This window comes from Aliiglaciecola lipolytica E3, assembly GCF_000314975.1.
Lineage (GTDB): Bacteria > Pseudomonadota > Gammaproteobacteria > Enterobacterales > Alteromonadaceae > Aliiglaciecola > Aliiglaciecola lipolytica.
Map to the genome: position 1 here is coordinate 1 of NZ_BAEN01000064.1, position 25,289 is coordinate 25,289.

Annotated in this window: 23 protein-coding genes and 3 tRNA genes; 3 read left to right on the forward strand and 23 right to left on the reverse strand. The window is 41.2% G+C overall.

Annotation, left to right across the window (positions count from 1 at the left end; translation table 11 throughout):
- On the forward strand, nt 1-609 hold a 609-nt coding region (locus GLIP_RS15725; protein WP_040523243.1), incomplete at its 5' end, for an ISL3 family transposase.
- Nucleotides 610-652: 43 nt separating this feature from the next.
- Here GLIP_RS15725 and GLIP_RS15730 read toward each other — a convergent pair.
- The 6 genes from GLIP_RS15730 to GLIP_RS15755 all read right to left on the reverse strand — a co-directional run bounded on the left by GLIP_RS15730 (nt 653) and on the right by GLIP_RS15755 (nt 4,734).
- Nucleotides 653-729 (reverse strand) — tRNA-Arg (locus GLIP_RS15730).
- Between the two features lie 78 nt (nt 730-807).
- A tRNA-Arg gene (locus tag GLIP_RS15735) sits at nt 808-884 on the reverse strand.
- 29 nt (nt 885-913) lie between these two features.
- Nucleotides 914-1,006: transfer RNA gene (locus GLIP_RS15740), tRNA-Ser, on the reverse strand.
- A 203-nt stretch (nt 1,007-1,209) separates the two neighbouring features.
- Nucleotides 1,210-1,425: a carbon storage regulator CsrA gene (gene csrA, locus GLIP_RS15745; protein WP_008845659.1), complete on the reverse strand. Its 216-nt coding sequence runs from the start codon at nt 1,423-1,425 to the stop codon at nt 1,210-1,212.
- 134 nt (nt 1,426-1,559) lie between these two features.
- Nucleotides 1,560-4,157 (reverse strand): alanine--tRNA ligase, encoded by a 2,598-nt coding sequence (gene alaS / locus GLIP_RS15750; RefSeq protein ID WP_008845660.1) that lies wholly within the window; start codon nt 4,155-4,157, stop codon nt 1,560-1,562.
- Between the two features lie 118 nt (nt 4,158-4,275).
- Nucleotides 4,276-4,734, reverse strand: a complete 459-nt coding sequence (locus tag GLIP_RS15755; protein WP_008845661.1) for a regulatory protein RecX — start codon at nt 4,732-4,734, stop codon at nt 4,276-4,278.
- A gap of 39 nt (nt 4,735-4,773) precedes the next feature.
- Here GLIP_RS15755 and GLIP_RS15760 point away from each other — a divergent pair, with 39 nt between their 5' ends.
- On the forward strand, nt 4,774-5,913 hold the full coding sequence (locus tag GLIP_RS15760) for a GNAT family N-acetyltransferase (RefSeq protein ID WP_008845662.1): 1,140 nt from the start codon (nt 4,774-4,776) through the stop codon (nt 5,911-5,913).
- A 12-nt stretch (nt 5,914-5,925) separates the two neighbouring features.
- Here the strand turns inward: GLIP_RS15760 and GLIP_RS15765 are convergent, their stop codons facing one another.
- The 5 genes from GLIP_RS15765 to GLIP_RS15785 form a co-directional block, all read right to left on the reverse strand.
- The gene (locus GLIP_RS15765) at nt 5,926-6,513 is read right to left on the reverse strand and encodes a DUF938 domain-containing protein (protein WP_008845663.1); all 588 of its coding nucleotides are present in this window, start codon (nt 6,511-6,513) and stop codon (nt 5,926-5,928) included.
- A gap of 22 nt (nt 6,514-6,535) precedes the next feature.
- On the reverse strand, nt 6,536-9,172 hold the full coding sequence (metH, locus tag GLIP_RS15770) for a methionine synthase (RefSeq protein WP_008845664.1): 2,637 nt from the start codon (nt 9,170-9,172) through the stop codon (nt 6,536-6,538).
- Between the two features lie 12 nt (nt 9,173-9,184).
- Complete coding sequence (locus GLIP_RS15775; RefSeq protein WP_008845665.1) at nt 9,185-10,240, reverse strand: homocysteine S-methyltransferase family protein; 1,056 nt, start codon at nt 10,238-10,240, stop codon at nt 9,185-9,187.
- Between the two features lie 11 nt (nt 10,241-10,251).
- A complete protein-coding gene (gene metA, locus GLIP_RS15780) occupies nt 10,252-11,178 on the reverse strand; it encodes a homoserine O-acetyltransferase MetA (RefSeq protein WP_008845666.1) in 927 nt (308 codons plus the stop codon).
- Nucleotides 11,179-11,351: 173 nt separating this feature from the next.
- The gene (locus tag GLIP_RS15785; RefSeq protein ID WP_008845667.1) at nt 11,352-11,951 is read right to left on the reverse strand and encodes a TetR/AcrR family transcriptional regulator; all 600 of its coding nucleotides are present in this window, start codon (nt 11,949-11,951) and stop codon (nt 11,352-11,354) included.
- 269 nt (nt 11,952-12,220) lie between these two features.
- Between GLIP_RS15785 and GLIP_RS15790 the strand changes: the two genes are divergently transcribed.
- Complete coding sequence (locus GLIP_RS15790; protein ID WP_008845668.1) at nt 12,221-12,910, forward strand: haloacid dehalogenase type II; 690 nt, start codon at nt 12,221-12,223, stop codon at nt 12,908-12,910.
- 151 nt (nt 12,911-13,061) lie between these two features.
- On the opposite strand, the gene GLIP_RS15795 is transcribed toward GLIP_RS15790, so the two are convergent.
- The 12 genes from GLIP_RS15795 to flhA are packed head-to-tail and all read right to left on the reverse strand — an operon-like array spanning nt 13,062 to nt 25,220.
- The gene (locus GLIP_RS15795; RefSeq protein ID WP_008845669.1) at nt 13,062-13,472 is read right to left on the reverse strand and encodes a DUF2802 domain-containing protein; all 411 of its coding nucleotides are present in this window, start codon (nt 13,470-13,472) and stop codon (nt 13,062-13,064) included.
- Nucleotides 13,473-13,504: 32 nt separating this feature from the next.
- Complete coding sequence (locus GLIP_RS15800; RefSeq protein WP_008845670.1) at nt 13,505-13,999, reverse strand: chemotaxis protein CheW; 495 nt, start codon at nt 13,997-13,999, stop codon at nt 13,505-13,507.
- A 25-nt stretch (nt 14,000-14,024) separates the two neighbouring features.
- Nucleotides 14,025-14,741 (reverse strand): chemotaxis protein CheW, encoded by a 717-nt coding sequence (locus tag GLIP_RS15805; RefSeq protein WP_008845671.1) that lies wholly within the window; start codon nt 14,739-14,741, stop codon nt 14,025-14,027.
- The gene (locus GLIP_RS15810; protein ID WP_008845672.1) at nt 14,738-15,520 is read right to left on the reverse strand and encodes a ParA family protein; all 783 of its coding nucleotides are present in this window, start codon (nt 15,518-15,520) and stop codon (nt 14,738-14,740) included. The genes GLIP_RS15805 and GLIP_RS15810 overlap by 4 nt, the downstream gene beginning before the upstream one ends.
- Nucleotides 15,521-15,554: 34 nt before the next feature.
- On the reverse strand, nt 15,555-16,706 hold the full coding sequence (locus GLIP_RS15815) for a protein-glutamate methylesterase/protein-glutamine glutaminase (protein WP_008845673.1): 1,152 nt from the start codon (nt 16,704-16,706) through the stop codon (nt 15,555-15,557).
- 31 nt (nt 16,707-16,737) lie between these two features.
- Nucleotides 16,738-18,882, reverse strand: a complete 2,145-nt coding sequence (locus GLIP_RS15820) for a chemotaxis protein CheA (RefSeq protein WP_008845674.1) — start codon at nt 18,880-18,882, stop codon at nt 16,738-16,740.
- A gap of 13 nt (nt 18,883-18,895) precedes the next feature.
- Nucleotides 18,896-19,663, reverse strand: a complete 768-nt coding sequence (locus tag GLIP_RS15825; protein ID WP_008845675.1) for a protein phosphatase CheZ — start codon at nt 19,661-19,663, stop codon at nt 18,896-18,898.
- 34 nt (nt 19,664-19,697) lie between these two features.
- Nucleotides 19,698-20,081, reverse strand: a complete 384-nt coding sequence (gene cheY / locus GLIP_RS15830; protein ID WP_008845676.1) for a chemotaxis response regulator CheY — start codon at nt 20,079-20,081, stop codon at nt 19,698-19,700.
- Between the two features lie 38 nt (nt 20,082-20,119).
- Nucleotides 20,120-20,851 carry an RNA polymerase sigma factor FliA gene (locus GLIP_RS15835; protein ID WP_008845677.1) on the reverse strand — a complete coding sequence of 244 codons (732 nt, stop codon included), beginning with the start codon at nt 20,849-20,851 and terminating at the stop codon, nt 20,120-20,122.
- Nucleotides 20,848-21,714: a MinD/ParA family protein gene (locus GLIP_RS15840; protein WP_008845678.1), complete on the reverse strand. Its 867-nt coding sequence runs from the start codon at nt 21,712-21,714 to the stop codon at nt 20,848-20,850. Before GLIP_RS15840 ends, GLIP_RS15835 begins: the two co-directional genes overlap by 4 nt.
- Nucleotides 21,711-23,072, reverse strand: coding sequence for a flagellar biosynthesis protein FlhF (gene flhF / locus GLIP_RS15845; protein ID WP_040523251.1), 1,362 nt, complete (start codon nt 23,070-23,072; stop codon nt 21,711-21,713). Before flhF ends, GLIP_RS15840 begins: the two co-directional genes overlap by 4 nt.
- A 51-nt stretch (nt 23,073-23,123) precedes the next feature.
- Nucleotides 23,124-25,220, reverse strand: a complete 2,097-nt coding sequence (gene flhA / locus GLIP_RS15850; RefSeq protein WP_008845680.1) for a flagellar biosynthesis protein FlhA — start codon at nt 25,218-25,220, stop codon at nt 23,124-23,126.
- Nucleotides 25,221-25,289: the final 69 nt, after the last annotated feature.

A 25,289-nucleotide genomic window follows, 5' to 3' on the forward strand; every position in this document is an offset into this window, starting at 1 on the left:
CCTAGCAAAGAAAACGTTAAGCTAATCGCCATGGACTTGTCAGAGACGTACCGTAGCATTGCTAACAAGTACTTCCCTAATGCGACGATAGTTGCTGACCGGTTTCATGTGGTTCGCCTGATAAACCACCACTTTTTAAAAGCCTGGCAGCACCATCACCCTGAGGGGCGTAAGAACAGAGGTTTACTGAGTTTGATGCGGCGGCATCAGTGGCGACTGAACGAAGATAATAACGCTAACTTACAACGTTACTTAGCTGATTATCCGGTGCTAAAAACCTTGTATGAGGTTAAACAAAAGCTCATCAGATATATGCTGTTAAAGACAATGAATGAAAAGCGGATGGAAAAGAAGCTCCCCGGTTTTTTAGATCTAGTTGAGCAATTACATCACAGTCCACTACGAGGACTGGCCAAAACCCTAACTTCATGGTTACAACCCATCATTGCCATGTGGCGCTTTACACGCAACAACGGCATTACAGAAGGCTTCCACAACAAAATGGAAATGATATCGAGAAGAGCGTATGGTTTTAGAAATTTTGAAAATTACAGAATAAGAGTGATGACCCATTGTGGGTGGAATGGTGTTATCAATCGAGTAAGGTGAATGCTGATCCCCCGTTTACAGGGTAGAGCCAGATTCTTTAATATGGCGCGTGTGGAAGGATTCGAACCTCCGACCGCCTGGTTCGTAGCCAGGTACTCTATCCAGCTGAGCTACACACGCGTGGTATTAAACTGTAAATATGTTGATGTCATCATCAACGTCTGACCTGCTAGAACCTCCTTCGGAGATTCTTTAATATGGCGCGTGTGGAAGGATTCGAACCTCCGACCGCCTGGTTCGTAGCCAGGTACTCTATCCAGCTGAGCTACACACGCGTAATACATTTGCCATTTCGCAAAGGAAATGGCGGAGAAGGAGGGATTCGAACCCTCGATAGGGCTACAAACCCTATACTCCCTTAGCAGGGGAGCGCCTTCAGCCACTCGGCCACCTCTCCAAATGTGGGAGCGAAGTTTACTGAATCGTAAAAGGAAGTCAAACCTTTTTTTAAACTTCTCTACCTGTATGCTGTGATTTTAAACGATCAGAGCAAAACCTCAATATTATGTTCAGATTTCATACAAAAAAATCGAAACCAATTAAACAAAAACGAATCTAACAAAATGAATTAAAAAAGGCTGGTTAAACCAGCCTTTTTCGTCACTCTACATCTTCGTTCGTATTTCCCGAACGTTCAGATGTCGAGCCATTTTTTTCAGCTTGAATGCGCATGTAAATTTCTTCACGATGCACAGACACTTCTTTTGGGGCATTGACCCCGATTCTTACCTGATTTCCTTTAACACCCAATACAGTTACGGTGACTTCATCACCTACCATCAAGGTCTCACCTACACGACGGGTTAAAATTAGCATTCTATTGCTCCTTTTGCGTTAGTCCACAATATGTCCCTAATTAAAATTAGCGTATTTATCAGGTAACTCCAGAAAAATACACAATCAGCAATCCATGTTTTTGTCGTCACTTACAAAAACTGTCTGATTAACACTTATAATCGCTCTTCTAACCAGTTTTGAACTGAGTCTATCGCTGCATCAAGGTTTTCAGGTTGACTACCACCAGCTTGCGCCATGTCAGGTCTACCACCGCCTTTACCACCAACTTGATTTGCAACAAAGTTTACTAGCTCACCGGCCTTAACTTTGTTGACAAGATCTGGCGTTACACCAACGATAACACTGACTTTATCAGCAGCAGGTAAACCTAAAACGATAACCGCGCTTTTCAATTGATTCTTTAAGTCATCGACCATTGTACGCAAAGTTTTAGATTCTACACCTTCAACTTTAGTAGAAAGTACCTTAACTCCATTTACTTGCGTTGCTTTGGATGCCAAATCAGAACCGGCTTGACTGGCCAATTTTTGCTTTAACTTAGCCAACTCTTTTTCCAGTTCTTTAGCATGATCAACAATAGACGTAAGTTTATTCTCTAAACTTGTTGTATCTGTTTTAAGTAGACCGGATAAACCACTAATTAATTTTGCTTGATTTTGCACATATTGCAATGCTGCCTGGCCAGTAATCGCTTCAATTCGTCGTACCCCGGACGCAATACCGCTTTCGCTAATGATTTTAAATAGGCCAATGTCGCCTGTTTGCTGCACATGCGTACCGCCACAAAGCTCCATGGAAAAGTCGCCCATTGTCACAACACGGACACTGTCATCATACTTCTCACCAAATAAGGCCATTGCTCCTGCATTTTTCGCCTCTTCCAATCCCATTAGTTTAGTCTCTAAACTATGGTTTAAGCGAATTTGTTGATTTACTAAGGTTTCAATTTCCAACAATTGTTGTTGGGTAACCGCTTCAAAGTGTGAGAAATCAAAGCGCAATCGCTCTGCATCAACTAACGAGCCTTTTTGATTGACATGATCTCCTAAGACCGTTTTCAATGCAGCATGCATTAAATGGGTAGCGCTATGGTTAAGCTTTATCGCTGCACGGCGTTCAGATTCAATTTGGGCTTCTACCACATCGCCTATTTTAATGTTTCGTTGTGCAACGCCTTTATGAGCCACTGCATCATTTAATTTTACGGTATCGACTACTTTAAATTCTGCAGACTCGCCAATAAGCGTTCCAGTATCACCAACTTGACCACCTGATTCTGCGTAAAAAGCTGTTTTTGATAAAACAACGATCCCTGAGTCACCTGCCTTAATTTCATTAACAGGGCCATTTTGATCAAATAATTCTACGACTTCTGCGCTGTTATTTTCTGCGTCATAACCCAAAAATTCACTAGCAGATTTGGCAAAAATGGCGTCATTATAATCTTTTCCAAAGTTGCTGGCTTGTTGGGCGCGTTCACGTTGTTGTGTCATTGCACGATCAAAGCCTTCTTGATCAATACTGAATCCTTTCTCGCGTGCAACATCATTGGTTAAATCTGCGGGGAAACCGTAAGTATCGTAAAGTTTAAACGCAAGCTCACCAGGTACAACATCGCCTGATAACTCTGTCAGTGCTTCATTGAGAATAGTCATACCACGCTCTAAGGTGCGAGAAAATTGCTCTTCTTCTACTTTAAGCACCTTTTCAAGAACGGGTTTCTGCTCAATTAATTCAGGATAGGCTTCGCCCATTTGATTACATAATTCGTCGATCAGTTTATAAAAGAAAATATCTTTTGCGCCCAGCTGATAGCCATGTCTAACTGCACGACGAATAATTCGACGTAGAACATATCCGCGGCCTTCATTTGAAGGCATGACACCATCACAGACTAAAAACGCACAAGAACGAATGTGATCGGCAATAACACGCAACGATTTATCTTCTAAATCTGTACTACCAACGATTTGCGCTGCGGCAGCTATGAGTTTCTGGAAAATATCGATTTCATAGTTACTGTGCACATTTTGCATAATCGCAGAGATACGCTCCAGCCCCATTCCGGTATCAATAGACGGTTTGGGCAATGGATGCATAACTCCATCAGCAGTTCGGTTGAACTGCATAAATACTAAATTCCAGATCTCGATAAAACGATCGCCGTCTTCTTCAGGTGTGCCTGGAGGTCCACCCCAAATATGTTCACCGTGATCATAAAATATCTCTGAGCAGGGACCACAAGGACCGGTGTCACCCATTGACCAGAAATTATCAGACGTAGCAATACGAATGATTTTGTCTGCTGGCAGCCCTATTTCTTTATTCCAAATATCAAAAGCTTCATCATCTTCGTGGAAAATGGTGACTAATAGTTTTTCTTTGGGTAACTCAAGAACTTCCGTTAAGAATTTCCAAGCATGTTGGATTGCTTGCTGTTTAAAATAATCGCCAAAGCTGAAATTACCTAACATTTCGAAAAATGTATGGTGTCTTGCGGTGTAACCAACATTTTCTAAATCGTTGTGTTTCCCGCCAGCTCTCACACAACGTTGTGAAGAGGTAGCTTTGTTATAGCGTCTAGTTTCAGTACCAAGGAATACATCTTTAAATTGATTCATTCCAGCATTGGTAAATAAAAGCGTAGGGTCATCCGCCGGGACCAATGAAGAACTGGATACAATTTGATGACCGTGATTGGCAAAATAGTCCAAAAAGGCGCGTCTAATTTCAGCGGTTGTTTTACTCATTCATTTTCCTGATAAAATAATTTATTCATACAAGCTCAAAGACTTGCTGCTAAGGCCATAAGCGGCGAACGATACCACAAATAGAGGAACCTTGTTAAGCTGTGAATCATAGCCATAGCTATTCTTTTGCTACGACTTTTAATGTATTTTGGATTTGTTGATGGTTAAATCCTCGATATTGTAAAAATCGCATACGCTTTTGTTTGTCTTTCCAATCCTCAATTGGCTTGTCTGCATATTTTTTTCGATAAGCTTCTAAAGCAGTTTCGGTGAAATCAGTTTCACACACTTCAAACGCTTTTAATATAATTGCTTCATCTATGTTGTGTTGCTGAAGATCCAATTGAATCCGTTGCTGTCCTTGCCCTTTTGACACTCTACTGCGAATAAATGCTTCAACATAGCGCTCATCACTTTGAATATCTTTTTCCACAAACAACGCTAGTTGCTGTTTGATTAAATCAGGATCTAATCCTTTAAGCGCGAGCTTCGAATAGAGTTCATGCCGACTATGTTCACGACGGGCTAAAAGTCGAGTGATCGAATGATTGATGATCTTCACATCATTGTCTGACATATTAATAGCCTATCAATTTGCATTACTGGAACCGTTGCTTTGTATTTTCAATTTATTCACTCTATTGATAAAGTACCAAAACAGATCTGGGATGATTTGAATCAAAATCAAGAGCCATTTTGTAGCTACGCCTTCTTGGCCGCCCTAGAACACTCAAATTCCGTTGGCGGTGACAGTGGTTGGACTCCTCACCACTTAATAGCATATCAAGATACTAACATCGTCGGTATCCTGCCTTTATTTAAAAAAAACCATAGTTATGGTGAATATGTGTTTGATTTTGCTTGGGCTGAAGCATACCAACGTTATCAAAAAAGTTATTACCCTAAATTTGTTAATGCCATCCCTTTTACTCCTGTTACTGGCACACGATTACTATCGATTGAAAAAATAGACCGGAATTTATTGTTAAGCCAAATGTTCGAATTTATAAAGCAGCAATTAACTGACTTGGGAATATCTTCAATCCATTTTCTTTTTCCCACACAACACGCTAGCGAAACGCTTTGTGAGTTAGGGACGGTTCAACGTAAGAGTGTGCAATTTCAATGGTTTAATCGAAATTATCAGAGCTTTGATGAATTTTTATCAACCTTCACAGCAAGGCGACGTAAAAGCGTTAAAAAAGAACGGCTAAAAATCAGCCAACAACAATTAGTTGTTAAACGCTTTCATGGCAGCCAAATAACTTCTGTCGAAATGGACTTTTTCTATTTATGTTACTGCCAAACTTATTTAAAACGTAGTGGTCATCATGGCTATTTAAGCAAAGCATTTTTTACAAATATTCTCGAAAACATGTCAGAGAATATTTTATTAGTCATCGCCTCTCACCACGACACGCCAGTCGCTGGCGCGCTCTACTTTTACGACAATCATCAATTGTATGGCCGCTATTGGGGGGCTTTGAGTGAATACGATGGCTTACATTTTGAGTGTTGTTATTACCAAGGCATTGAGTTTTGCATTCAACAAAATTTAGATAGTTTTAATCCCGGAACTCAAGGAGAACACAAAATTCTCCGCGGATTTGAGCCAATATTTTGCTATTCAAACCATTGGTTAAACGATCCATCGTTTCAGGATGCAGTTTCAAGATTTGTTCAACAAGAAGCGCCAGGTATCACAGCATACAAAGAAAGTGCCGCAAAAGTCTTACCGTTTAAACAACAAGATTAAATCGATTGGCAGCTATTTTTGCCACACCAGTAAATGATTGTTAGCCGGTAATTGAATCATTTCAAGCAATGAAAGTGGTTTCGCCCATTGCTGTAATTCTGCAATATCACGAATGCCGCCATAACCGCGTTGCCGTAAGCTTTGATCAAACTGAGCATTGCTATGACTGGTAAATTTGCCATCTATATTAAATGGGCCGTATTGGCAGAATATGCCGCTTAAAGGCAAATGATGGGCAACGGTTTCCATCATTAGTTTGGCTTCATTGGGCTGCATTATATGCGTTGTGTTAGCGCTGAAGACACCGCTCACATCGTCAAATAACCAATCATCGACACCGATAAAAAAAGGGACAGGCGGCAATACATTGGTGCACTTAGCCTCTTCTACCCACGCATTGATACTGCCATGATTATCTGGAATATCTGTTGGTTGCCAAATTAAATGTGGTAATGCTGGAGCGAAATAAGCAACGTGTTGTCCAGTTCCAGAGCCAATCTCCAGAATTTTAGCTTGATTAGCAAACTGCACTAACAACTGCTCTAAGATAGGTGCTTTATTATTCTCACAAGCCTGCGAAAAATCTTTGTTATTGAACATAAATCACCTAACGTTAAGCTTTCTAAGCGTTTAAATTTGGACCAAGCCACTTCTGTGCGTATTCAATTGTCCAACCTTTGCGCTGCGCATACTCTTCTAGCTGATCTTGCTGGATTTGAGCTACCGCAAAATAACGCGCTTCTGGATGAGAGAAATACCAACCAGAAACCGATGCGCCTGGCCACATGGCATAAGATTCGGTTAATTTCATACCGGTTGCTTTTTCGGCATCTAACAAATCCCAAATAACTTGCTTTTCAGTATGCTCTGGACAGGCTGCATAACCAGGTGCAGGTCTAATTCCTTGATATTTTTCGCGGATTAAATCGTCATTGGATAATTGTTCATCCGCAGCATAGCCCCAGATTTCTTTTCTCACTTTCAAATGCAAATACTCAGCAAAAGCTTCCGCTAAACGGTCAGCTATGGCTTTGACCATGATGCCATTATAATCATCACCATCATCAATATATGCTTGTGCTATTTCATCTTCACCGATACCAGCAGTTACCGCAAATGCACCGATATAATCTGCTTTCTTACTGGCTTTAGGAGCAATATAATCGCTTAGACAATAGTTAAACCCTTTAGGCTTTTGAGTTTGTTGACGCAAATGATGGGCAACGTGAAGCGTTTGCTGGCGACTCTCATCTGAATATATTTCCACGTCATCACCAACTCGATTGGCAGGGAAAATTCCAACTACACCTTTAGCAGCTAAATCACCCTCTTCACACAATTTATTCAGCATGTTAGTCGCATCATTGAACAGCTTTTTCGCTTCCTCACCCACAACCTCATCTTCTAAAATGCGCGGATACTTGCCTGCAAGAGACCAGGTCAGGAAAAATGGCGTCCAATCGATATAGTCAATAAGTTCTGACAACTCAACACTGATGGTTTGAACCCCTAATTGTTTGGGAGTTGGCGGATGATACACTTGCCAATCACATTCAAATCGATTCTCTCTGGCGGCTTCTAAACTGACCGGTTTTGAGCGCGGTTGTTTACGAGCATGTTGATCCCGCACGACATCGTATTCTTTTTGTAATTGCGCAACATACGCTGGACGGAACTCATCCGAAATCAGCTTTTGACATACACCCACAGCACGGCTGGCATTCGGCACGTATACAACTGGTCCGTTATAGTTTTGTTCTATTTTCACAGCTGTATGTGCTTTCGACGTTGTTGCCCCACCAATTAGCAGGGGAAGATTTAGTTCTAAACGCTGCATTTCTTTAGCTACATGTACCATTTCATCTAAAGAAGGCGTGATCAATCCTGACAGACCAATCATGTCGACTTTTTCATCTTTAGCAACTTGCAAAATTTTCGCCGCAGGCACCATGACACCCAAATCAATGATTTCATAGTTATTACACTGTAAAACGACGCCAACAATATTTTTACCGATATCGTGTACATCACCTTTTACAGTAGCTAATAATATTTTACCGTTACTGCTACTTTGGTCTTTTTCTAATTCAATGTAAGGTTCTAGATAAGCCACGGCTTTTTTCATTACCCGTGCTGATTTAACGACTTGAGGTAAAAACATTTTACCTTCACCAAACAAGTCTCCCACTACATTCATGCCGTCCATCAAAGGACCTTCAATCACATGTAGAGGTTTATCAGCTTGCAGTCGGGCAGCCTCGGTATCTTCAACAATAAAATCAGTGATACCTTTAACTAAAGCATGTTCCAAACGCTTATTAACCGGATAGTCGCGCCATTCCAAATTTTCTTTAACGACAGCTTTACCGTCACCTTGATATTTTGGTGCAAGGGCGAGCAAATTATCCGTCGCGTCAGGATGACGATTAAGAATAACGTCTTCAACAGCTTGCTTTAATTCTGCCGGAATATTGTCATAAACCTCTAACTGCCCGGCATTTACGATGGCCATATCCATACCAGCTTTAATGGCATGAAATAGAAATACCGAGTGCATAGCTTCACGAACAGGGTTGTTACCACGAAACGAAAATGAAATATTCGATAGACCACCGGAAATATGACAATGCGGTAAGTTTTGTTTTATTTGACGAGTAGCTTCAATAAAATCAACAGCATAATTGTTATGTTCTTCGATCCCAGTGGCAACAGCAAAGATATTGGGGTCGAAAATAATGTCTTCGGGTGGAAAGCCGATTTTTTCAGTTAATAACTTATAGCTTCGCTCGCAAATTTCGTACTTCCTAGCTTGCGTATCGGCCTGCCCTTTTTCATCGAACGCCATCACAACGGTAGCGGCACCGTAACGTTTTAATAGTTTTGCTTGCTCTAAGAAAGGCTTTTCACCTTCTTTCAAGCTAATCGAGTTGACGATCGCTTTGCCTTGTACACATTTTAGGCCCGCCTCGATGACACTCCATTTAGACGAATCTATCATAATAGGAACGCGTGAAATATCAGGTTCCGAAGCAATTAAGCATAGAAAACGTACCATCGCAGCTTCAGAGTCCAACATGGCTTCATCCATATTGATATCAATAATTTGCGCGCCATTCTCCACTTGTTGACGAGCGACATCCAAAGCGGTTTCATAGTCTTCTTCTAGAATGAGACGTTTAAACATAGCCGAACCTGTAACGTTGGTTCGTTCACCCACGTTTACAAAGGTAGCACTACTATTTTGTTGATTTTGTGACACTAATTACTCCTCTTAATGCACAAAGGGTTCTAAACCAGACAAGCGCATTCTAACTTCTTTTTTGACTGGAACCCGAGGTGCTATGCCATCAACTGCTCGTGCAATAGCGGCGATATGCTCTGGACTACTACCGCAGCAACCGCCAACGATATTGACTAAACCAGATTGCGCCCACTCTTTAATATGTTCAGCCATCTCTTCGTCATCCATGTCGTATTCACCAAACTCGTTGGGTAACCCGGCATTTGGATGAGCAGATACTAAACATTCCGCTTGATTGGCAATTTCTTCAACATATTGACGTAATAAATCGGGTCCCAAAGCACAATTAAGTCCAAATGACACTGGATTGATATGACGTAACGAGTAGTAGAATGCTTCTGCTGTTTGCCCTGATAACGTACGACCAGATGCATCCGTTATAGTCCCAGAAATCATTACCGGTAAACTTACACCTAACTCATCAAACACACTATCAACCGCAAACGCAGCTGCTTTTGCATTAAGTGTATCAAAAATAGTTTCTATCAAAATAATGTCAGCACCACCTTCGATTAAACCATGTGTTGCTTCTGAATAAGCTTCTACTAATTGGTCAAAATTCACATTGCGTTTGCCTGGATCATTAACATCCGGCGATATTGATGCTGTACGATTGGTAGGACCTAACACGCCTGCCACAAAACGCGGTTTTTCTGGTGTTTTTGCGGTGTATTCATCGGCTGCTTTGCGCGCTAATTTAGTGGCTTCAATGTTGATCTCTTTGGCCAAAGATTGCATGTCATAATCTGCCATTGCAATAGTGGTAGCGTTAAACGTATTAGTTTCAATGATATCTGCACCAGCAGCAAAATATTGGCAGTGGATATCATAAATAATTTGCGGTTGACTCAATACAAGCAAATCGTTATTACCTTTTACATCGCAGTGCCAATCTACAAATCGGTCACCACGATAATCTTCTTCTTCCAATTTGTGCCGTTGAATCATGGTGCCCATTGCGCCATCGAGCACAAGAATTCTCTGCTGAGCTAAAGAATACAATATTTCGGTGTTATTTTGCGCCACGCAGTTACCTCTTATTTTTTGGCTGGAAGATCAGCTAGATCAAATGGTGTCGTCTGATAAACATAATAGTTTAGCCAGTTGGTAAACAATAGCGAACCATGGGAGCGCCATGTTACATGATAGGGCTTAGTAGGATCATTGTTTTCGTAATAGTTTTCTGGAATACGTGGTGACAAAGCGTTATTAGTGTCACGCGTGAATTCTTGATCCAAGGTTTCCGGGTCGTATTCAGGATGCCCGGTAATACACACCATACGCTTATCTTTGGAAGCAATAATATAAGCCCCTGTTTGCTCCGAACTGGCCAACACATTTAAGCCTTCAACACTATGATAAACGTCGATGGGAATTTCGCCAAAGCGTGAATGAGGGGCATTAAATTCGGGATCAAATCCACGCAGTAGTTCGTCATGGGGCGCATTAACCTGATGTGTATATACCCCTGACAATTTGTGTTCACGTAGTTGACGGTTATGCCCGTAAAAATGGAACATCGCTGCATGAGCAGCCCAACATGAATACAAGGTAGACTGCACGTGGCGACGAGCCCATTCCATAATAGTGGTGATTTTATCCCAATATTTCACGTCAGCATAATCCAAATGTGCCAAAGGAGCGCCGGTAATGATAAGACCATCATAATTTTTGTGAGCAACTTCATCAAAAGACAGATAGAAAGCATCCATATGTGCTTTGGGTGTGTTTTTGGGTGCCTGATTGTCAATTCGAATCAAATCAATATTAATTTGCAAAGGCGTATTGGAAAGCAAACGCAAGATCTGCACTTCTGTTTCAATCTTATTTGGCATCAAATTTAGAATACCCACTTCAAGAGGACGAATGTCTTGCTTGGCGGCGGCTTCACCGTCCATTACGAATATATTCTCCGCGTTTAAAACGTCCTGAGCAGGCAGGTCACTGGGAATTCGAATAGGCATATGCACTCCAACGTGGTTGTAAAGTTGCAAATTTCGCTCATCCACACGTAAAAGTCAACATCTTTACGTCTAGACGTCTAAACGTATATCAGCTTTATATGTTGAATATTGATTAAGATTAGTACATCTAGCAACAATTTATAAAAATCGAGATAAGGTAAATCATTCAACAGTTAATGCGACGAATAAGTAAACGGATGATGCTGAAATAAATCGTCAAACATCTCGGCAATCGGCACTGTGTCGCCGTAAACCCGAATGTAGCTACGTATCCCTGAAAAATAAATTTGAATATGCCTTGCCAGATTTTGACTATCTTTAGTTTTGTCTATCTCCCCTGCTGCTTGCGCAGCAATAATGAGTTCTTCGAAGCCACTCTCCATGGTTTTTAACGATTCTCTAGCTTGAGCTAATAATTCTGCGTTGTTATCTGTCAATTCAGCAACTGATTTGACTAATAAACACATACAAGTTGGCGAGGCTTTTTGCGCTAATTTCACTCGTTCGATCATAAACGACTTAAGTGCATTAACCGGTGAGTCTGCTTTTCGTCGACATTCTGTTAATTGCTCACGTCCAAGTTGGGTGTAGCGAATTAGTGCTTCTTTAAATAAGCCCTCTTTACTACCAAACGTGGCGTAAATGCTTCCAGGACGCATATCAATCTCGTTCTGTAATGTGCGCATCGAGGTGCCGTGAAAACCACTATTCCAATAAAGGTTTATCGCTTTATCTATCACTTCTTCACGATCGAATTTGCTATTTTTCCCCATACACATCTCCCACATTACTTGAACAAGTGTTCAATAATAACTTGAACGATCGTTCAAGACTAGATATATTGCGTTACCGTAAAGTTGGTTGACTCGATTATTAGCGTCAATCAACTGCATATCTTATCGGTGTTTGGAATGGTGCTCAGCCATTTGTTAAAACACCAACATATTTATCATCAAAAAAGCGAGTATTCATGTACTTAAAAAAATCGTCTAAATTTATAACCTACCTATTTTTTAGTTGTTTTCTAATCGGAGTCAGTTTTATGAGTCAGGCTACAAGTAAACCTAAAGTTATCTTTTTTGATGTGAATGAAACCTTACTTGACCTTGAATCTATGCGTTCTTCCATCGGTAAAGCGTTAAACGGCAACGCCGATTTAACCAGTTTATGGTTTTCAACCATGCTTCATCATTCATTAGTGACAACTGCTACAGGCGATTATCAAGACTTTGGCAAAATAGGTGTCGCAGCCCTGATGATGGTCGCACAGAGCAATGACATTGATATCACCGAGGAGCAAGCCATAGAGGCCATAAAGACGCCATTGTTGTCATTACCTCCTCACCCAGATGTAAAAACAGGTTTAGCTGCCTTAAAGGAACAAGGCTTTACCTTAGTTAGCCTAACGAATTCCTCAAATAAGGGGGTTGAAACGCAATTTATCAATGCCGGTTTAACCGAATATTTTGATCAACGTTTAAGTATTGAAGACGTAAAAATATATAAACCTGACTTAAGATCATACGCTTGGGCACTAAATAAATTAGGTATCAAAGCAGAGGATACATTGATGGTTGCAGCACATGGCTGGGATGTTGCTGGTGCAAAAGCTGCAGGTATGCAAACCGCTTTTGTGGCACGCAAAGGAAAAGCACTTTATCCCCTTGCTGAGAAACCGGATTATATCGTTAAGGACTTAAATGAACTGGTAGAGATACTAAATTCTAAATAAATTATTTTTAGCTGAAAACGGACAGACTGATAAACTAACAATGCCGATAATCAATTTTTTATAGGCTTGATTTAAGAACATTCATATTCAGCTAGTAAGCAAATCAAAACAAAATGAATTTAAGTTATTTTTGTATTTTTTAGGTTGGTGTTTAGCGACTTTTTTTGACAGCAATGAGCAATTCGGCTTCAGCACGAGGCAGATCACACTCGCGCATTAGTTCTTCAACACTTGCACCTGCATCGACCATTTTAGCCGCTTGAGAATACAGTTTTGTATCCGGATCGAGAAATTCAATTTCTTGCAACTTGTCTTGTATTAAATCAACTTTAATTACCAAGTCTTTTACTTTAGCGCCAATCCCCATAGCCCCCGACCTTACTTCATGTAGTTCTTCGCGCAATAATGCGTTGGCTTGCTGTAAGCTAATTATTTGTTGACCTAAGCCTTCAGTTTTTAGATTGCCAGACTTTATGCGTTTACTAAGCACCACGTAAATGATCAAGATTATCAGCGCAAATATAACTATCGTAGCAAGCGCGAGGTAATGCAAAGTGAGCATTTATTTACGCCTTTTCACGCAAAATGCTCGAATTATATGCTACTAATTTCATCCCACTCTTCATCGCTTAGCAATTTGTTTAAGTCAACTAATATAAGTAATTCGCCGTCTCTGTTGCTCACACCTTGGATAAACTTGGCACTTTCTTCGGTACCCACATTAGGTGCGCTGTCAATTTCTGAAGAACGCAGATAAACAACTTCCGCAACACTATCGACTAAAATGCCTACGACTTGTTCTTCGGATTCGATAATCACAATACGAGTGTTATCTGTAATGTCATTTGGCGAAAGCCCGAAACGAGTTCGAGTATCAATAACGGTCACAACATTGCCGCGCAAGTTAATAATGCCTAGTACATATTCTGGTGCACCTGGCACAGGAGCAATTTCAGTATGTCTTAATACTTCCTGCACCTGCATCACGTTGATACCATAGGTTTCTTCACCTAAGCGATAAGTAACCCACTGTAGTACTTCATCGTTACTATCAACTGCCGCATTTTTTGCAATTCTATCATCACTCATTTGAGTCACTCCCTACATGCTGCATCTATTTACCATTACTGCCCTGCCCCTTGTTGAGTAACTTGACTAACTGTTTCACATTAACAAGTGCGCACATTTTTTCTTTTACCATACCCGCCAACCAGGGTCGCTTTCCATTTGCTTCTCGCCATTTCACGTCATTTGGCGCTAAGGTAGCAGTAGTAACCAGACTTTCGCAGGCTAATCCCCAACTACTGGAATCTAACATGATTAGGTATTGATATTTCAATGACTCAGCCAGTGCTTGATTGTACTTTTCTGGCATGACCCACATTGCAGTATCAACCACGCTAAGTTTTTCTTCTCTATGAAGCATAACACCTTTGAACCAATTTGGTTTACCAAACAAAGGGCCAATTTTTTGAATCTTGTGGATGCCACCTAACTCAGTCAAAGGTAAAGCTAAAGTTAGACCCGCCACATTAAAAAACAACGCTTGAAAACTCGTGGTTGGAATTTCCCACTCTGCAGTTTCTATTTTATTTACAGGCAACGCTTCTTGTTTGTCGACCAAAGCAGCGGATTCTTTAACTTCTACAAGCGAACTTTCAAGGTTTTCAGTGGGTAGAGTAACTTCTTTTTGATTCTCTACAACATTCGCTGTTTCTAGCAATTTAGCTACATTTTCGCGCTGCAACTCTTTTTCTGGGACCTCTTCGGTCAGCAATGCAGTTAAATAATCTTCTACTAACTCTTCTTTTGCGAAGGTGCCATTGCTCATGATACGTGACCGACTTTTGTTTGAAGTTGTGTTAATAAATTCTTGTACGCATAAACACCTCTGGCCTTCGGGCTAAATACTGAAGGAGGTGATTGCGCCTGACTGGCATCTCTAAAACGAGTGTCAACCGGAATCACACCTGACCAAACTTTTCCCTTATATGTCTCACATAAATTTCTATAAGCTTCGGTGGCAGCATTTACACGTTTATCGAACAATGTAGGAACAATAATATAATCAAAATCGCGTTTTTGCGACTTCGACATTATCTCTAGTGTGTGCATCATTCGTTGCAAGCCCTTAAGCGCTAAAAATTCCGTTTGCACAGGTACCAACAATTTGTCACATGCAGCAACTGCATTTACCATTAACACCCCTAACACTGGCGGACAATCAATTAGTACATAATCAAATTCGTCAGCAATTTTTGCAAATGCTTTTTTTAGTATTAATCCCATTCCAGGCTGCGTGCCCATGGTCCTATCTAAAGTAGCCAATGCCATAGAAGAAGGTAAAATAAATAAAGAATCTAATTTAGTCGAACAAAGGCTGTCGAGTACTTTGTCTTTATCTAAACTGTCACCAGCGGTAAAAACATCGAATACACTATGCGATAATTCTTCTGCATCAACACCAAAATAGTAGCTCAAAGACGCTTGAGGATCGGTATCAACCAACAGGACTCGGTTACCTTGTTGCGCAAGAATGCCCCCCAAGGTAACAGTAGTTGTGGTTTTGCCAACCCCACCTTTTTGATTGGCTATTGCCCACACTACCACGAGAATACTCTTATCGAACAAAAGCCTATATTGTTCATTTTACTTGCATTTCCAACAGAACACTCTTTGCGATATCACCAATAGGTAAATTTCGTTCTGAAATATTCGCCTTGGTCACAGCTTGCGGCATGCCATAAACGACACAGGTTTGTTCATCCTGAGCCCAAATTTTAGCGCCCTTTAGTTTTAACGCGTCACAGCCTTCTTTTCCATCGGATCCCATGCCGGTTAAGATAATACCCAACACGTCACCTGCATAAACCTCACTAATCGCTTTAAACGTTAAATCAACGCTAGGTTTAAATAGATGATGGGAAAGATTATCTGCATCTACAATTTTTACTCTTGCGTGACGACTAGATCCCTCAATTAGCATCTGCTTTCCGCCTGGCGCTAAATACGCGCAGCCTTTAAGTAATTGCTCACCATGGGTAGCTTCTTTCACTTTAATTTTGCAACTATTGTTTAACCTATCGGCAAATGCTTTAGTAAAACTGCCTGGCATATGTTGAACCAAAACAATAGGATACGGAAATGACGCTGGAAGTTGCGTGAGAATTTTTTGCAATGCTACCGGACCGCCAGTGGATGTTCCAATCGCTAAAATTCCATAGCGTTTTCCAGATGCTTTGCGCACATTCGCAAATTGTTCACCAATAACTGATTGTGACGAACTCGGTGCGACAGACAAGCTAGAACTGCGCATAAATACTTGCGTTTTAGGCGTAGTTCCCGGCGACTTTGTTTGCAATGTGCTAGAAATGCCACTTCGTCTGGCTACTAAACCGCGCTTTGCAGCAAGTGTTCTTACCCTGTTCTGCAACAACTCGATTGATTCTTTGCGATTACTGGCAATATCTTCGAATTTTTTGGGTAAAAAATCCAATGCGCCAGCATCTAAAGCATCTAATGTGGCTTGCGCCCCATCAGAAGTCAGTGAGGAAAACATCAGAATAGGTAAAGGATGAGACTGCATAATGCGTTTAACCGCTGTAATGCCATCCATAACCGGCATTTCAACATCCATTGTTACAACATCAGGTTTTAGTTCAGCAACCATGCGAATTGCTTCTTCGCCATTTCTGGCAACGCCTATGACATCCAATAGCCGATCTTGATTTAGAATATCTTTTACGCGTCGGCAAAAAAAACTTGAGTCATCTACCACCAATACTCTGTATGCCATCGCGGAAAAGCGTCCTCTTAATTAATTGGTTTTATTTCTTTTTAGCGTAACGTTTTAGCAAGCTTGGAATATCTATAATTAATGCAATGCCACCATCGCTGGTAATAGTTGCACCAGCCATTCCGGGGGTCCCTTGCAGCAATGCATCTAGTGGTTTAATCACCACCTCTTCTTGTCCAATCAAGGCGTCTACTACAAACCCGACTTGTTGTGTGCCTATTTGTACGACAACGACGTGTCCCTGATTTTTATCAGCACTGCCTTTACCATTTTTTAACCAGTCTCGTAAGTAAAACAATGGGATAGCTTTAGAGCGCACTATCATAGTTAACTGACCGTCAACCGTATTTGTTTTACTCATATCCATATTAATAATTTCGTTTACCGCGCCGAGAGGAAGTGCAAACGTTTGTTCGCCTACGACGATCATTAATGTTGGCAGAATGGCTAACGTTAAAGGGACTTTAATTTCTAGACGCGTTCCTTTACCGAGCTGGGAATCAATATTTACGGTACCGTTGAGTTGGTTAATTTTGGTTTTCACCACATCCATACCCACACCGCGACCAGAAATATCGGATATTTCTGTTTTAGTAGAAAATCCCGGTGCAAATATTAAATTGAATGCTTCTACATCTGACATTCTGGCAGCCGCATCGGCATCTAACACACCACGACTAATAGCGATATCTTTCAATTTATCTGGGTCCATACCTTTACCATCATCTTCAATGGTAAGTAGTATATGGTCACCTTCTTGTGATGCCGCTAATTTAACAACACCCATAGATGGTTTACCTGCCGCAACCCGGTCTGCTGGCATTTCTATACCATGATCAACTGAGTTACGCACCAGATGCACCAAAGGATCGGCTAACGCTTCTACCAAGTTTTTATCTAAATCGGTTTCTTCACCTTCAAGATTCAACGAAATCTCTTTCTTAAGGCTACGCGCCAAATCGCGCACGACGCGAGGAAAACGTCCAAAGACTTTCTTAATAGGCTGCATACGCGTTTTCATAACAGCGCCCTGCAAGTCACCTGTCACAACATCAAGATTAGCAATCGCTTTGGTCATGCTTTCATCATTAATGTTAATCCCTAGACTTAAAAGGCGATTACGAACCAGTACCAGTTCGCCTACCATATTCATAATTTGGTCTAGACGCTTAGTATCTACCCTAACCGTAGTTTCACCTTGCGCACTAGCTTGCGCTGAGCGTTTCTCTTCTTTTTTGGCAACTGGTTGAGGCGCTACAGGTTTCTTTTCTGCAGTAGGTGCAGCCTCTTCAGAGGGCTTAGCCACTGGTGGAGGAGGTGTTGGCGTTGGCGTTGGCGTCGGCGTCGGTGGAGGTGGTGGCGGAGCACTTTGCTTCACTGCCGGTCCTTTACCAGCACCATGCAATTGGTCTAAAAGTGCTTCAAACTCATCATCGGTAATTTCGCTATCATCAGAATCACTTACTACCTCAGCACTGGCAGGTATAGCGGGAGTCGACTCTGACTTTTCAGGTTTATTGGCTGAAAAGCTGCCTGCTCCATGCAGTTGATCTAGCAGCGCCTCAAATTCATCATCGGTAATATCTTCATCGCTTGCGCCCGTATCTAACTCCACTGATGGAGCAGGACTTGCTGAAGGAGCCTTTGCGGTCCCATGTAACTCGTCAAGCAAGGCTTCGAATTCATCTTCTGTGATTTCATCGAGATCATCGCTTTCGGTTTTTGCCTCTACCTTTTCCGGCGTTACTGGCGCAGGCGTTGCAGCTGGCTGAACTTCATCTTGTGATTCAGGCTTACTCAAACGGTGTAGCGTATCTAATAATTCAGGTTCTGCGGGATCAAGTGGTTCACGCTTTTTGACATTTTCGAACATTTGCACAACAACATCCGTTGCTTGCAAAATGACATCCATTAATTCTGGCGTCAGGGTACGTTGGTGATTACGCATCGTATCAAATACGTTTTCTGCACCATGGCAAATATCTACCAACTCGGTTAATGACAAAAATCCGGCCCCACCTTTTACTGTGTGGTATCCGCGAAATATTGCATTTAATAAATCAGAGTCTTCTGGATTGTTTTCGAGGTCAACTAGCTGCTCTTGCAACTGTTCTAATATTTCACCTGCCTCTACTAAAAAGTCCTGTAGAATATCCTCGTCAACTTCAAAAGACATGAATCAGTTCCTCTTAAAACCCTAAGCTAGATAATAAATCATCTACATCGTCCTGGCCGGATACCACATCATCACGCGTTTCTGCATCAATGATTGGTCCTTCCGCCTTCACTTTATCGGACTTGGTTTCAGATTTATGAGCATTTTCGTCAATTTTCGAAAACAAGGCAGCCGTATCAGGTGCACCAAAAACAGTCAGCATATGTACTAAACTGTCTTCAACTTCTTTGACTAATTCAATTACTCGCCGAATGACTTGGCCTGTCAGGTCCTGATATCCTTGCGCCATCAAAACTTCAGTCAATAATTCATTTAACTTTGCAGTATCAACTGTTGACTCTTCTAGTAACGTATCTAAGTCGTAGCAAAGTGTTTTAAATTCGCCAAGTTGTAACTGTCTCGTCATCAACTTTTTCCACTCTGGAAGCAACTTTGCAATACCATCATGCAGCTTTTCCGCAATTGGCATGCTGGCTTCAACAGCATCCATTGTTGTATTGGCAGCCTTTTCAGTGGTTTCAATTACATAGGTTAATCGGCTTTGTGCATCAGGTATATCTTCATTAGCTAAATTAGATATACGTGGATCTAGTTGAAAACTATTTAACGAATCATGCAATTGACGCGTTAATTTCCCCACCTCAGCAAATAATTCTACCGAATTGGTTAACGATGCTTCTTCCAGCAACTCACTGGCGGCTTGGTTTTCACCGTTTTCAAGTAATTCTACTAATTTTTTAGCATCATCAAGAGACAACGGAGCTGTATTAGAGCCTGTCATTCAGACACTCCTAATTTCTGTTACAGGTTATGTCTTAACCCAGTCTCTCGAAAATTTTGTCTAACTTTTCTTTAAGTGTAGCCGCTGTAAAAGGTTTAACGACATAACCGTTAACACCAGCCTGCGCTGCTGCCACAATTTGCTCCTTTTTCGCTTCCGCGGTTACCATCAAAACAGGCAAATGTTTTAAATTATCATCTGCTCGGATTGCGCGCAGTAAATCAATGCCTTGCATACCAGGCATGTTCCAATCTGTTACCACAAAATCAAAGTCGCCTTGCTGCAACATTGGTAATGCAGTGTTACCGTCATCAGCCTCCTGAATACTGGTAAATCCGAGATCCTTAAGTAAATTCTTGATGATACGTCGCATTGTTGAAAAATCATCAACAACGAGAATTTTCATATTTTTATCCAAAACTGCCTCCAATGAGGATTAAATCAAATGGTGTTTAATTATTCTTCGTTAACTCGCCAAGACTGCATTTTATTTTTCAATTTTAACATTGCTTGACTATGAATTTGGCTTACTCTTGATTCACTAACTTCAAGTACTTCACCAATTTCCCTGAGATTCAACTCTTCATCATAATACAAAGATAGAACAATTGCTTCTCGCTCAGGTAGTGTAGTAATAGCATGAGCCAAGGCTTTTTGAAATGAACCTTGCAATAAATCTTGAAACGGGGTGTCACTGCCTTTATTTTGCTCAGTCGCTATGACATCTTCAGTTATGCCTAAGTCCTCAATACCAATAATTTTTCCAGCGTTAACTTCATTTAACATCTGGTGATATTCGGAGAGTGTGACTTCTAGCTTTTCTGCGATATCGGTATCTCTTGCGTCTCTGCCAGTTTCTCGTTCTACTTGATTAATTGCTTCAGTAATTGCTCGGCCATTTTTATGCACTGACCTCGGTGTCCAATCGCCTTTACGAATTTCATCTAACATAGCGCCACGAATTCGAATTCCGGCGAAAGTTTCAAAACTTGCCCCCTTGGAACCATCAAAGTTTTTAGCCGCTTCTAACAAACCAATCATGCCAGATTGAATGAGATCATCCACCAGCACACTGGCCGGTAATCGCGCTAATAAGTGATGCGCAATACGCTTAACCAAGGAAGCATGTCTTTCTACAAGTTGAGCCATATCGGCTTGTTGTTGATAAGCTGCCGCCTTTCTAATCACTTTTGCCCACCTGCCATTTTTTCGACAACAAGTTGTTCTAAGAAAAATTCTAAGTGACCACCTGGTTGATTGGGTATGGGCCAATGAATTGCTTTTTCTGCCAACCCTTTGATCGCCACCGATGCTGGTGATCCTGGAAATGCATCAACTATCGCTTTTTGCTTGCGCACAGACTTACGAATATTTTCATCGTATGGAATAGTCGCAACCAATTCTAAGGCCACATCTAGGAACCGATTGGTTACTTTAGATAATTTAGCAAACAATTCTTGCCCTTCGCGCATGTTGCGCACCATATTGGCAACAATTTTAAAACGGAATACACCATGTTCACGATTGAGCAATTTTATCAATGCGTAAGCATCCGTTAATGAGGTAGGTTCATCACACACAACCATCATGATATCTTGTGATGCTCGTGAAAAACTGAGCACCATATCGGAAATACCCGCTGCAGTATCAACTATCAGTACATCAATATTTGTACGTAATTCGCTGAATGCACGAATCAAACCTGCATGCTCAGTTGCAGTCAGTTCAGTCATTGATTGTGTACCCGATGTTGCCGGAGCAATTAATATACCGTGAGGCCCTACCACCAGCACTTCATCCAAGGTGCATTCACCAGATAATACATGGGATAAGTTTTTTTCCACTCGCAAGCCTAGCATTACGTCGACATTTGCCAAACCTAAGTCAGCGTCTAAAACCATGACGCGCTTGCCCATTTTAGCCATCGAGATAGCCGTATTCAAAGTGATGTTAGTTTTACCTACACCACCTTTACCACCGGTTACCGCAATCACTTTAATTAATCGAGATTGATTCATTCGTCTTAAGCTACTCGCTTGGTCGTCAATCATATTGCCATTGCCGGATGTTTTTGTTCTGACTTAGCAGTATGGATCAAACCATATTTTTTATAAAGTTTAGCCGCTGCAGAGATTAAAAACTTTGCATCTGCAACTTTAATATCTTCTGGGACGCGTTGTCCGTCCGTCAAATAGCTAACGGCCAATTTATGTTCAATTGCCACACTCAAAGCTTCGCCGAGACTATAACTCTCATCTAGCTTAGTTAAAATACATCCTTGCAAATCTATCGCTTTAAATGCATCGAGTGTATGTTCCAGCACTTTATATTGTGCATTTGCTTGGATTACAACATACTTCTTGATATTAGCACATGAATGCTGATTCAAGGTATCTAACTGTTTGATTAAACGGGAATCTCTTTGACCAAATCCCGCTGTATCAATCAATACCAAACGTTTGTTGCGTAATTGATAGAGTATATCCGACAATTCTTCCGCATTTTGCGCTTTTTTTACATTGCAGCCAATAATTTTTCCATAAGTAGCTAATTGTTCATAAGCGGCGATACGATATGAATCAATTGTCACCATGGCTACATGCTCTGCACCGTATTTTTGAGCGGCTCTGGCGGCTAATTTTGCGATGGTTGTCGTTTTGCCTGTTCCGGTTGGTCCTACTAGCGCGACTACCCCTTTCTCAGCCAAAATAGCATTACCTGTGGTTTGAATTCTATTAGCCAAAAGTTTAAGTAAAAACAACCAGGATTGTCTTTCATCAGCATCTTCTGGCGTGTAAGAAACTATTTCGTTTGCAATATGATGACTAATTCCCATTTCGGTCAGTCTCGACGTCAAATATCCGTGCAATGGGTTTGCTCGCTGGCGCTCTTGTTTAATTAAACCAGACACCTGGAATTGTAATACGTTGCGTAGTGAATTTAATTCGTTACGAATATCGTTAATTGCTGACGAAGAAGCTACTTCTTCATTTGTGCTTTTTACGGGGCGGTTAGTAAAGCTATTATCATTTGACGTTTGAGTAGAGTCTGCATTTTGCTTTTCCAATAGTTCACGCAGACTATCCGGACCTGAATCACCTATTATTTCACTTAGACTCGGTACACTCTTTCCTTCAGAAGCAACCTGTTGCGATTTTGTTGCAGTTTGGTGAGTCGACTGAACCTGTCGATAATTTGCATTTGAGCCCTTTTCAGCCTGTGCTTTTTTCGGTATTTGAAAGCTAGGAACATTGACAGGTTCGGGGTTTGCCTGATCATAAGCGGCTACAATTTCGATTCCTTCCGAAGTCTTTTTATTTGACATAATAACGGCATCTCCACCAAGTTCCTTTTTAACTTGATTTAACGCATCGCGCATGTCTTTTCCGATAAAGCGTCTGATTTTCACATTGCCCCCCAAAGAAGCATTGGTTGTTTAATAAATTTAGTTACCGTCATTTTATTGACCTACTGCACTAACAATTCGAATTTGTTTATCACTTGGAATTTCTTGATAGGACAAAACGTGTAATCCCATAACGGAATGTTTGAAGAATTTAGATAACACAGGTCTCAACATTCCTGATGTCAGCAGAACCGCTGGCTCGCCCTCAAGTTCACGCTGTTGTGACGCTTCGGTAAGCGAGTTTTGTAGTTTTTCAGCCAATCCAGGCTCAATTCCAGCACCGTCGTCTCCGCCGGCTTGTAAGGACTGATGTAGCATTTGTTCTAAATCAGGAGCTAAAGTGATAACCGGCAATTCACGTTCATTATTATTAATTTCCTGAACGATAAGACGTTTTAACGAAATTCTTACCGCAGAAACCAATACATCTGGATCTTGCGTCTTAGGACCATACTCACATAATGTTTGTACTATGCTACGCATGTCTCGAATAGGCACACCTTCGTATAAAAGAGTTTGCAACACTTTTACCACGGTACTTAAGGGTAAAATGTCAGGCACCAAACCTTCCACTAATTTGGGGCTATTTTTTGCCAAAATATCTAACAGTTGTTGTACTTCTTCATGCCCTAATAACTGATATGCGTTATTTGTAAGCAATTGACTAAGATGCGTAGCAACTACAGTAGCTGCATCTACCACTGTATATCCAAGTGTTTGTGCGTGCTCTCGTTGTTGTGGACGAATCCACACAGCTTCTAATCCAAAAGCAGGATCTCGAGTGGCTTTCCCTTCCAATTTGCCAAAAACTTGGCCTGGATTGATGGCTAATTCATCATCATGGCTGATTTCAGCATCACCAACGGTGACGCCTAGCATTGAGATAGTATAACTATTTGGATTCAAATCGAGGTTGTCACGAATGTGCACAGGTGGAATCAAGAATCCCAACTCTTGCGATAACTTTTTACGTACCCCTTTAATTCGAGTCAATAATTCGCCACCTTGAGTTTTATCCACCAAAGGTATTAATCTATATCCAACTTCCAAGCCAATCGTATCGACATGCTGTACATCATCCCATCCCAGCTCTTTTATTTCCTGCGGTTGAGCTTGTTCTGGCACATTTTCCAACACTTGAGGCTCGGCAGCTTGTCGTTTAGCATTCCACACATTGTAATAAGCAACCCCCCCCACAAAAGCGCTGAAGCCTAAAAAGGCTAAATGCGGCATGCCAGGAACAATCCCCATTACAAACAAAATTCCAGAAGTGACATAAAGCGCTTTTTGGTTGCCCAATTGACGCTTCATTTCGTGCCCCATTTCTTGTGAATCATTTTCACGGGTGACGATAATTGCTGTCGCAACAGAGAGTAATAAAGAAGGAATTTGAGCGACTAACCCGTCACCTATGGTCAAAATGGTGTAAATTTCAATGGCTTCACTGAAGGCTAGATCATGTTGAATAATGCCAATAAATAGGCCACCAACAATGTTGATCAACATAATAAAAAGGCCCGCAACCGCGTCACCTTTCACAAATTTTGAGGCACCGTCCATAGATCCATAAAAATCTGCTTCGCTGGTTATTTCCAAGCGTCTTTTTCGAGCCTCATCTTGATCGATATAACCTGCGTTCAAATCCGCATCAATTGCCATTTGTTTACCTGGCATAGCGTCTAGAGTAAAACGTGCGCTGACTTCCGAAATTCGACCGGCACCGGCGGTAACCACTTTAAAATTGATTATCAACAAGATAGCAAATACCACTATACCCACCGCATAGTTACCACCGATGACAACTTCACCAAAGGCCTGAATAACTTTACCGGCGGCGTCTCCACCTTCGTGGCCTTCTAGCAAAACAATACGCGTGGAAGCGACGTTTAAAGCCAGACGTAAAACGGTAGCAATCAAAAGTACTAAAGGAAAAATACCAAATTCAACAGGTTTCTTAGTAAAAACGGATACCAAAATGACCATCAATGACAAGGCAATATTAAAGCTAAAGAGGATATCTAATAGGAATGCAGGCATTGGCAAAATAACCATGCCCATAATAGCTAACAATACTAGCGGTGCACCTACACCATTCATAAAGCTTTTTACTTGATTTTTGTCGACTCGATTAAGGTAGCCTGCAAGTTCCATAAACAATTTTTTGACGGTTATTAATATAAACCTTGGAATTGCAACAAGCGCGCCACAATGAATCGACTT

Bases quoted from the DNA above. Each gene is read 5' to 3' on its own strand.
- csrA (WP_008845659.1), bottom strand. From the start codon at position 1,425: ATGCTAATTTTAACCCGTCGTGTAGGTGAGACCTTGATGGTAGGTGAT.
- alaS (WP_008845660.1), bottom strand. From the start codon at position 4,157: ATGAGTAAAACAACCGCTGAAATTAGACGCGCCTTTTTGGACTATTTT.
- GLIP_RS15755 (WP_008845661.1), bottom strand. From the start codon at position 4,734: ATGTCAGACAATGATGTGAAGATCATCAATCATTCGATCACTCGACTT.
- GLIP_RS15765 (WP_008845663.1), bottom strand. From the start codon at position 6,513: ATGTTCAATAACAAAGATTTTTCGCAGGCTTGTGAGAATAATAAAGCA.
- metA (WP_008845666.1), bottom strand. From the start codon at position 11,178: ATGCCTATTCGAATTCCCAGTGACCTGCCTGCTCAGGACGTTTTAAAC.
- GLIP_RS15785 (WP_008845667.1), bottom strand. From the start codon at position 11,951: ATGGGGAAAAATAGCAAATTCGATCGTGAAGAAGTGATAGATAAAGCG.
- GLIP_RS15790 (WP_008845668.1), top strand. From the start codon at position 12,221: ATGAGTCAGGCTACAAGTAAACCTAAAGTTATCTTTTTTGATGTGAAT.
- GLIP_RS15795 (WP_008845669.1), bottom strand. From the start codon at position 13,472: ATGCTCACTTTGCATTACCTCGCGCTTGCTACGATAGTTATATTTGCG.
- GLIP_RS15800 (WP_008845670.1), bottom strand. From the start codon at position 13,999: ATGAGTGATGATAGAATTGCAAAAAATGCGGCAGTTGATAGTAACGAT.
- GLIP_RS15805 (WP_008845671.1), bottom strand. From the start codon at position 14,741: ATGAGCAATGGCACCTTCGCAAAAGAAGAGTTAGTAGAAGATTATTTA.
- GLIP_RS15815 (WP_008845673.1), bottom strand. From the start codon at position 16,706: ATGGCATACAGAGTATTGGTGGTAGATGACTCAAGTTTTTTTTGCCGA.
- GLIP_RS15820 (WP_008845674.1), bottom strand. From the start codon at position 18,882: ATGTCTTTTGAAGTTGACGAGGATATTCTACAGGACTTTTTAGTAGAG.
- GLIP_RS15825 (WP_008845675.1), bottom strand. From the start codon at position 19,663: ATGACAGGCTCTAATACAGCTCCGTTGTCTCTTGATGATGCTAAAAAA.
- GLIP_RS15840 (WP_008845678.1), bottom strand. From the start codon at position 21,714: ATGATTGACGACCAAGCGAGTAGCTTAAGACGAATGAATCAATCTCGA.
- flhA (WP_008845680.1), bottom strand. From the start codon at position 25,220: ATGGAACTTGCAGGCTACCTTAATCGAGTCGACAAAAATCAAGTAAAA.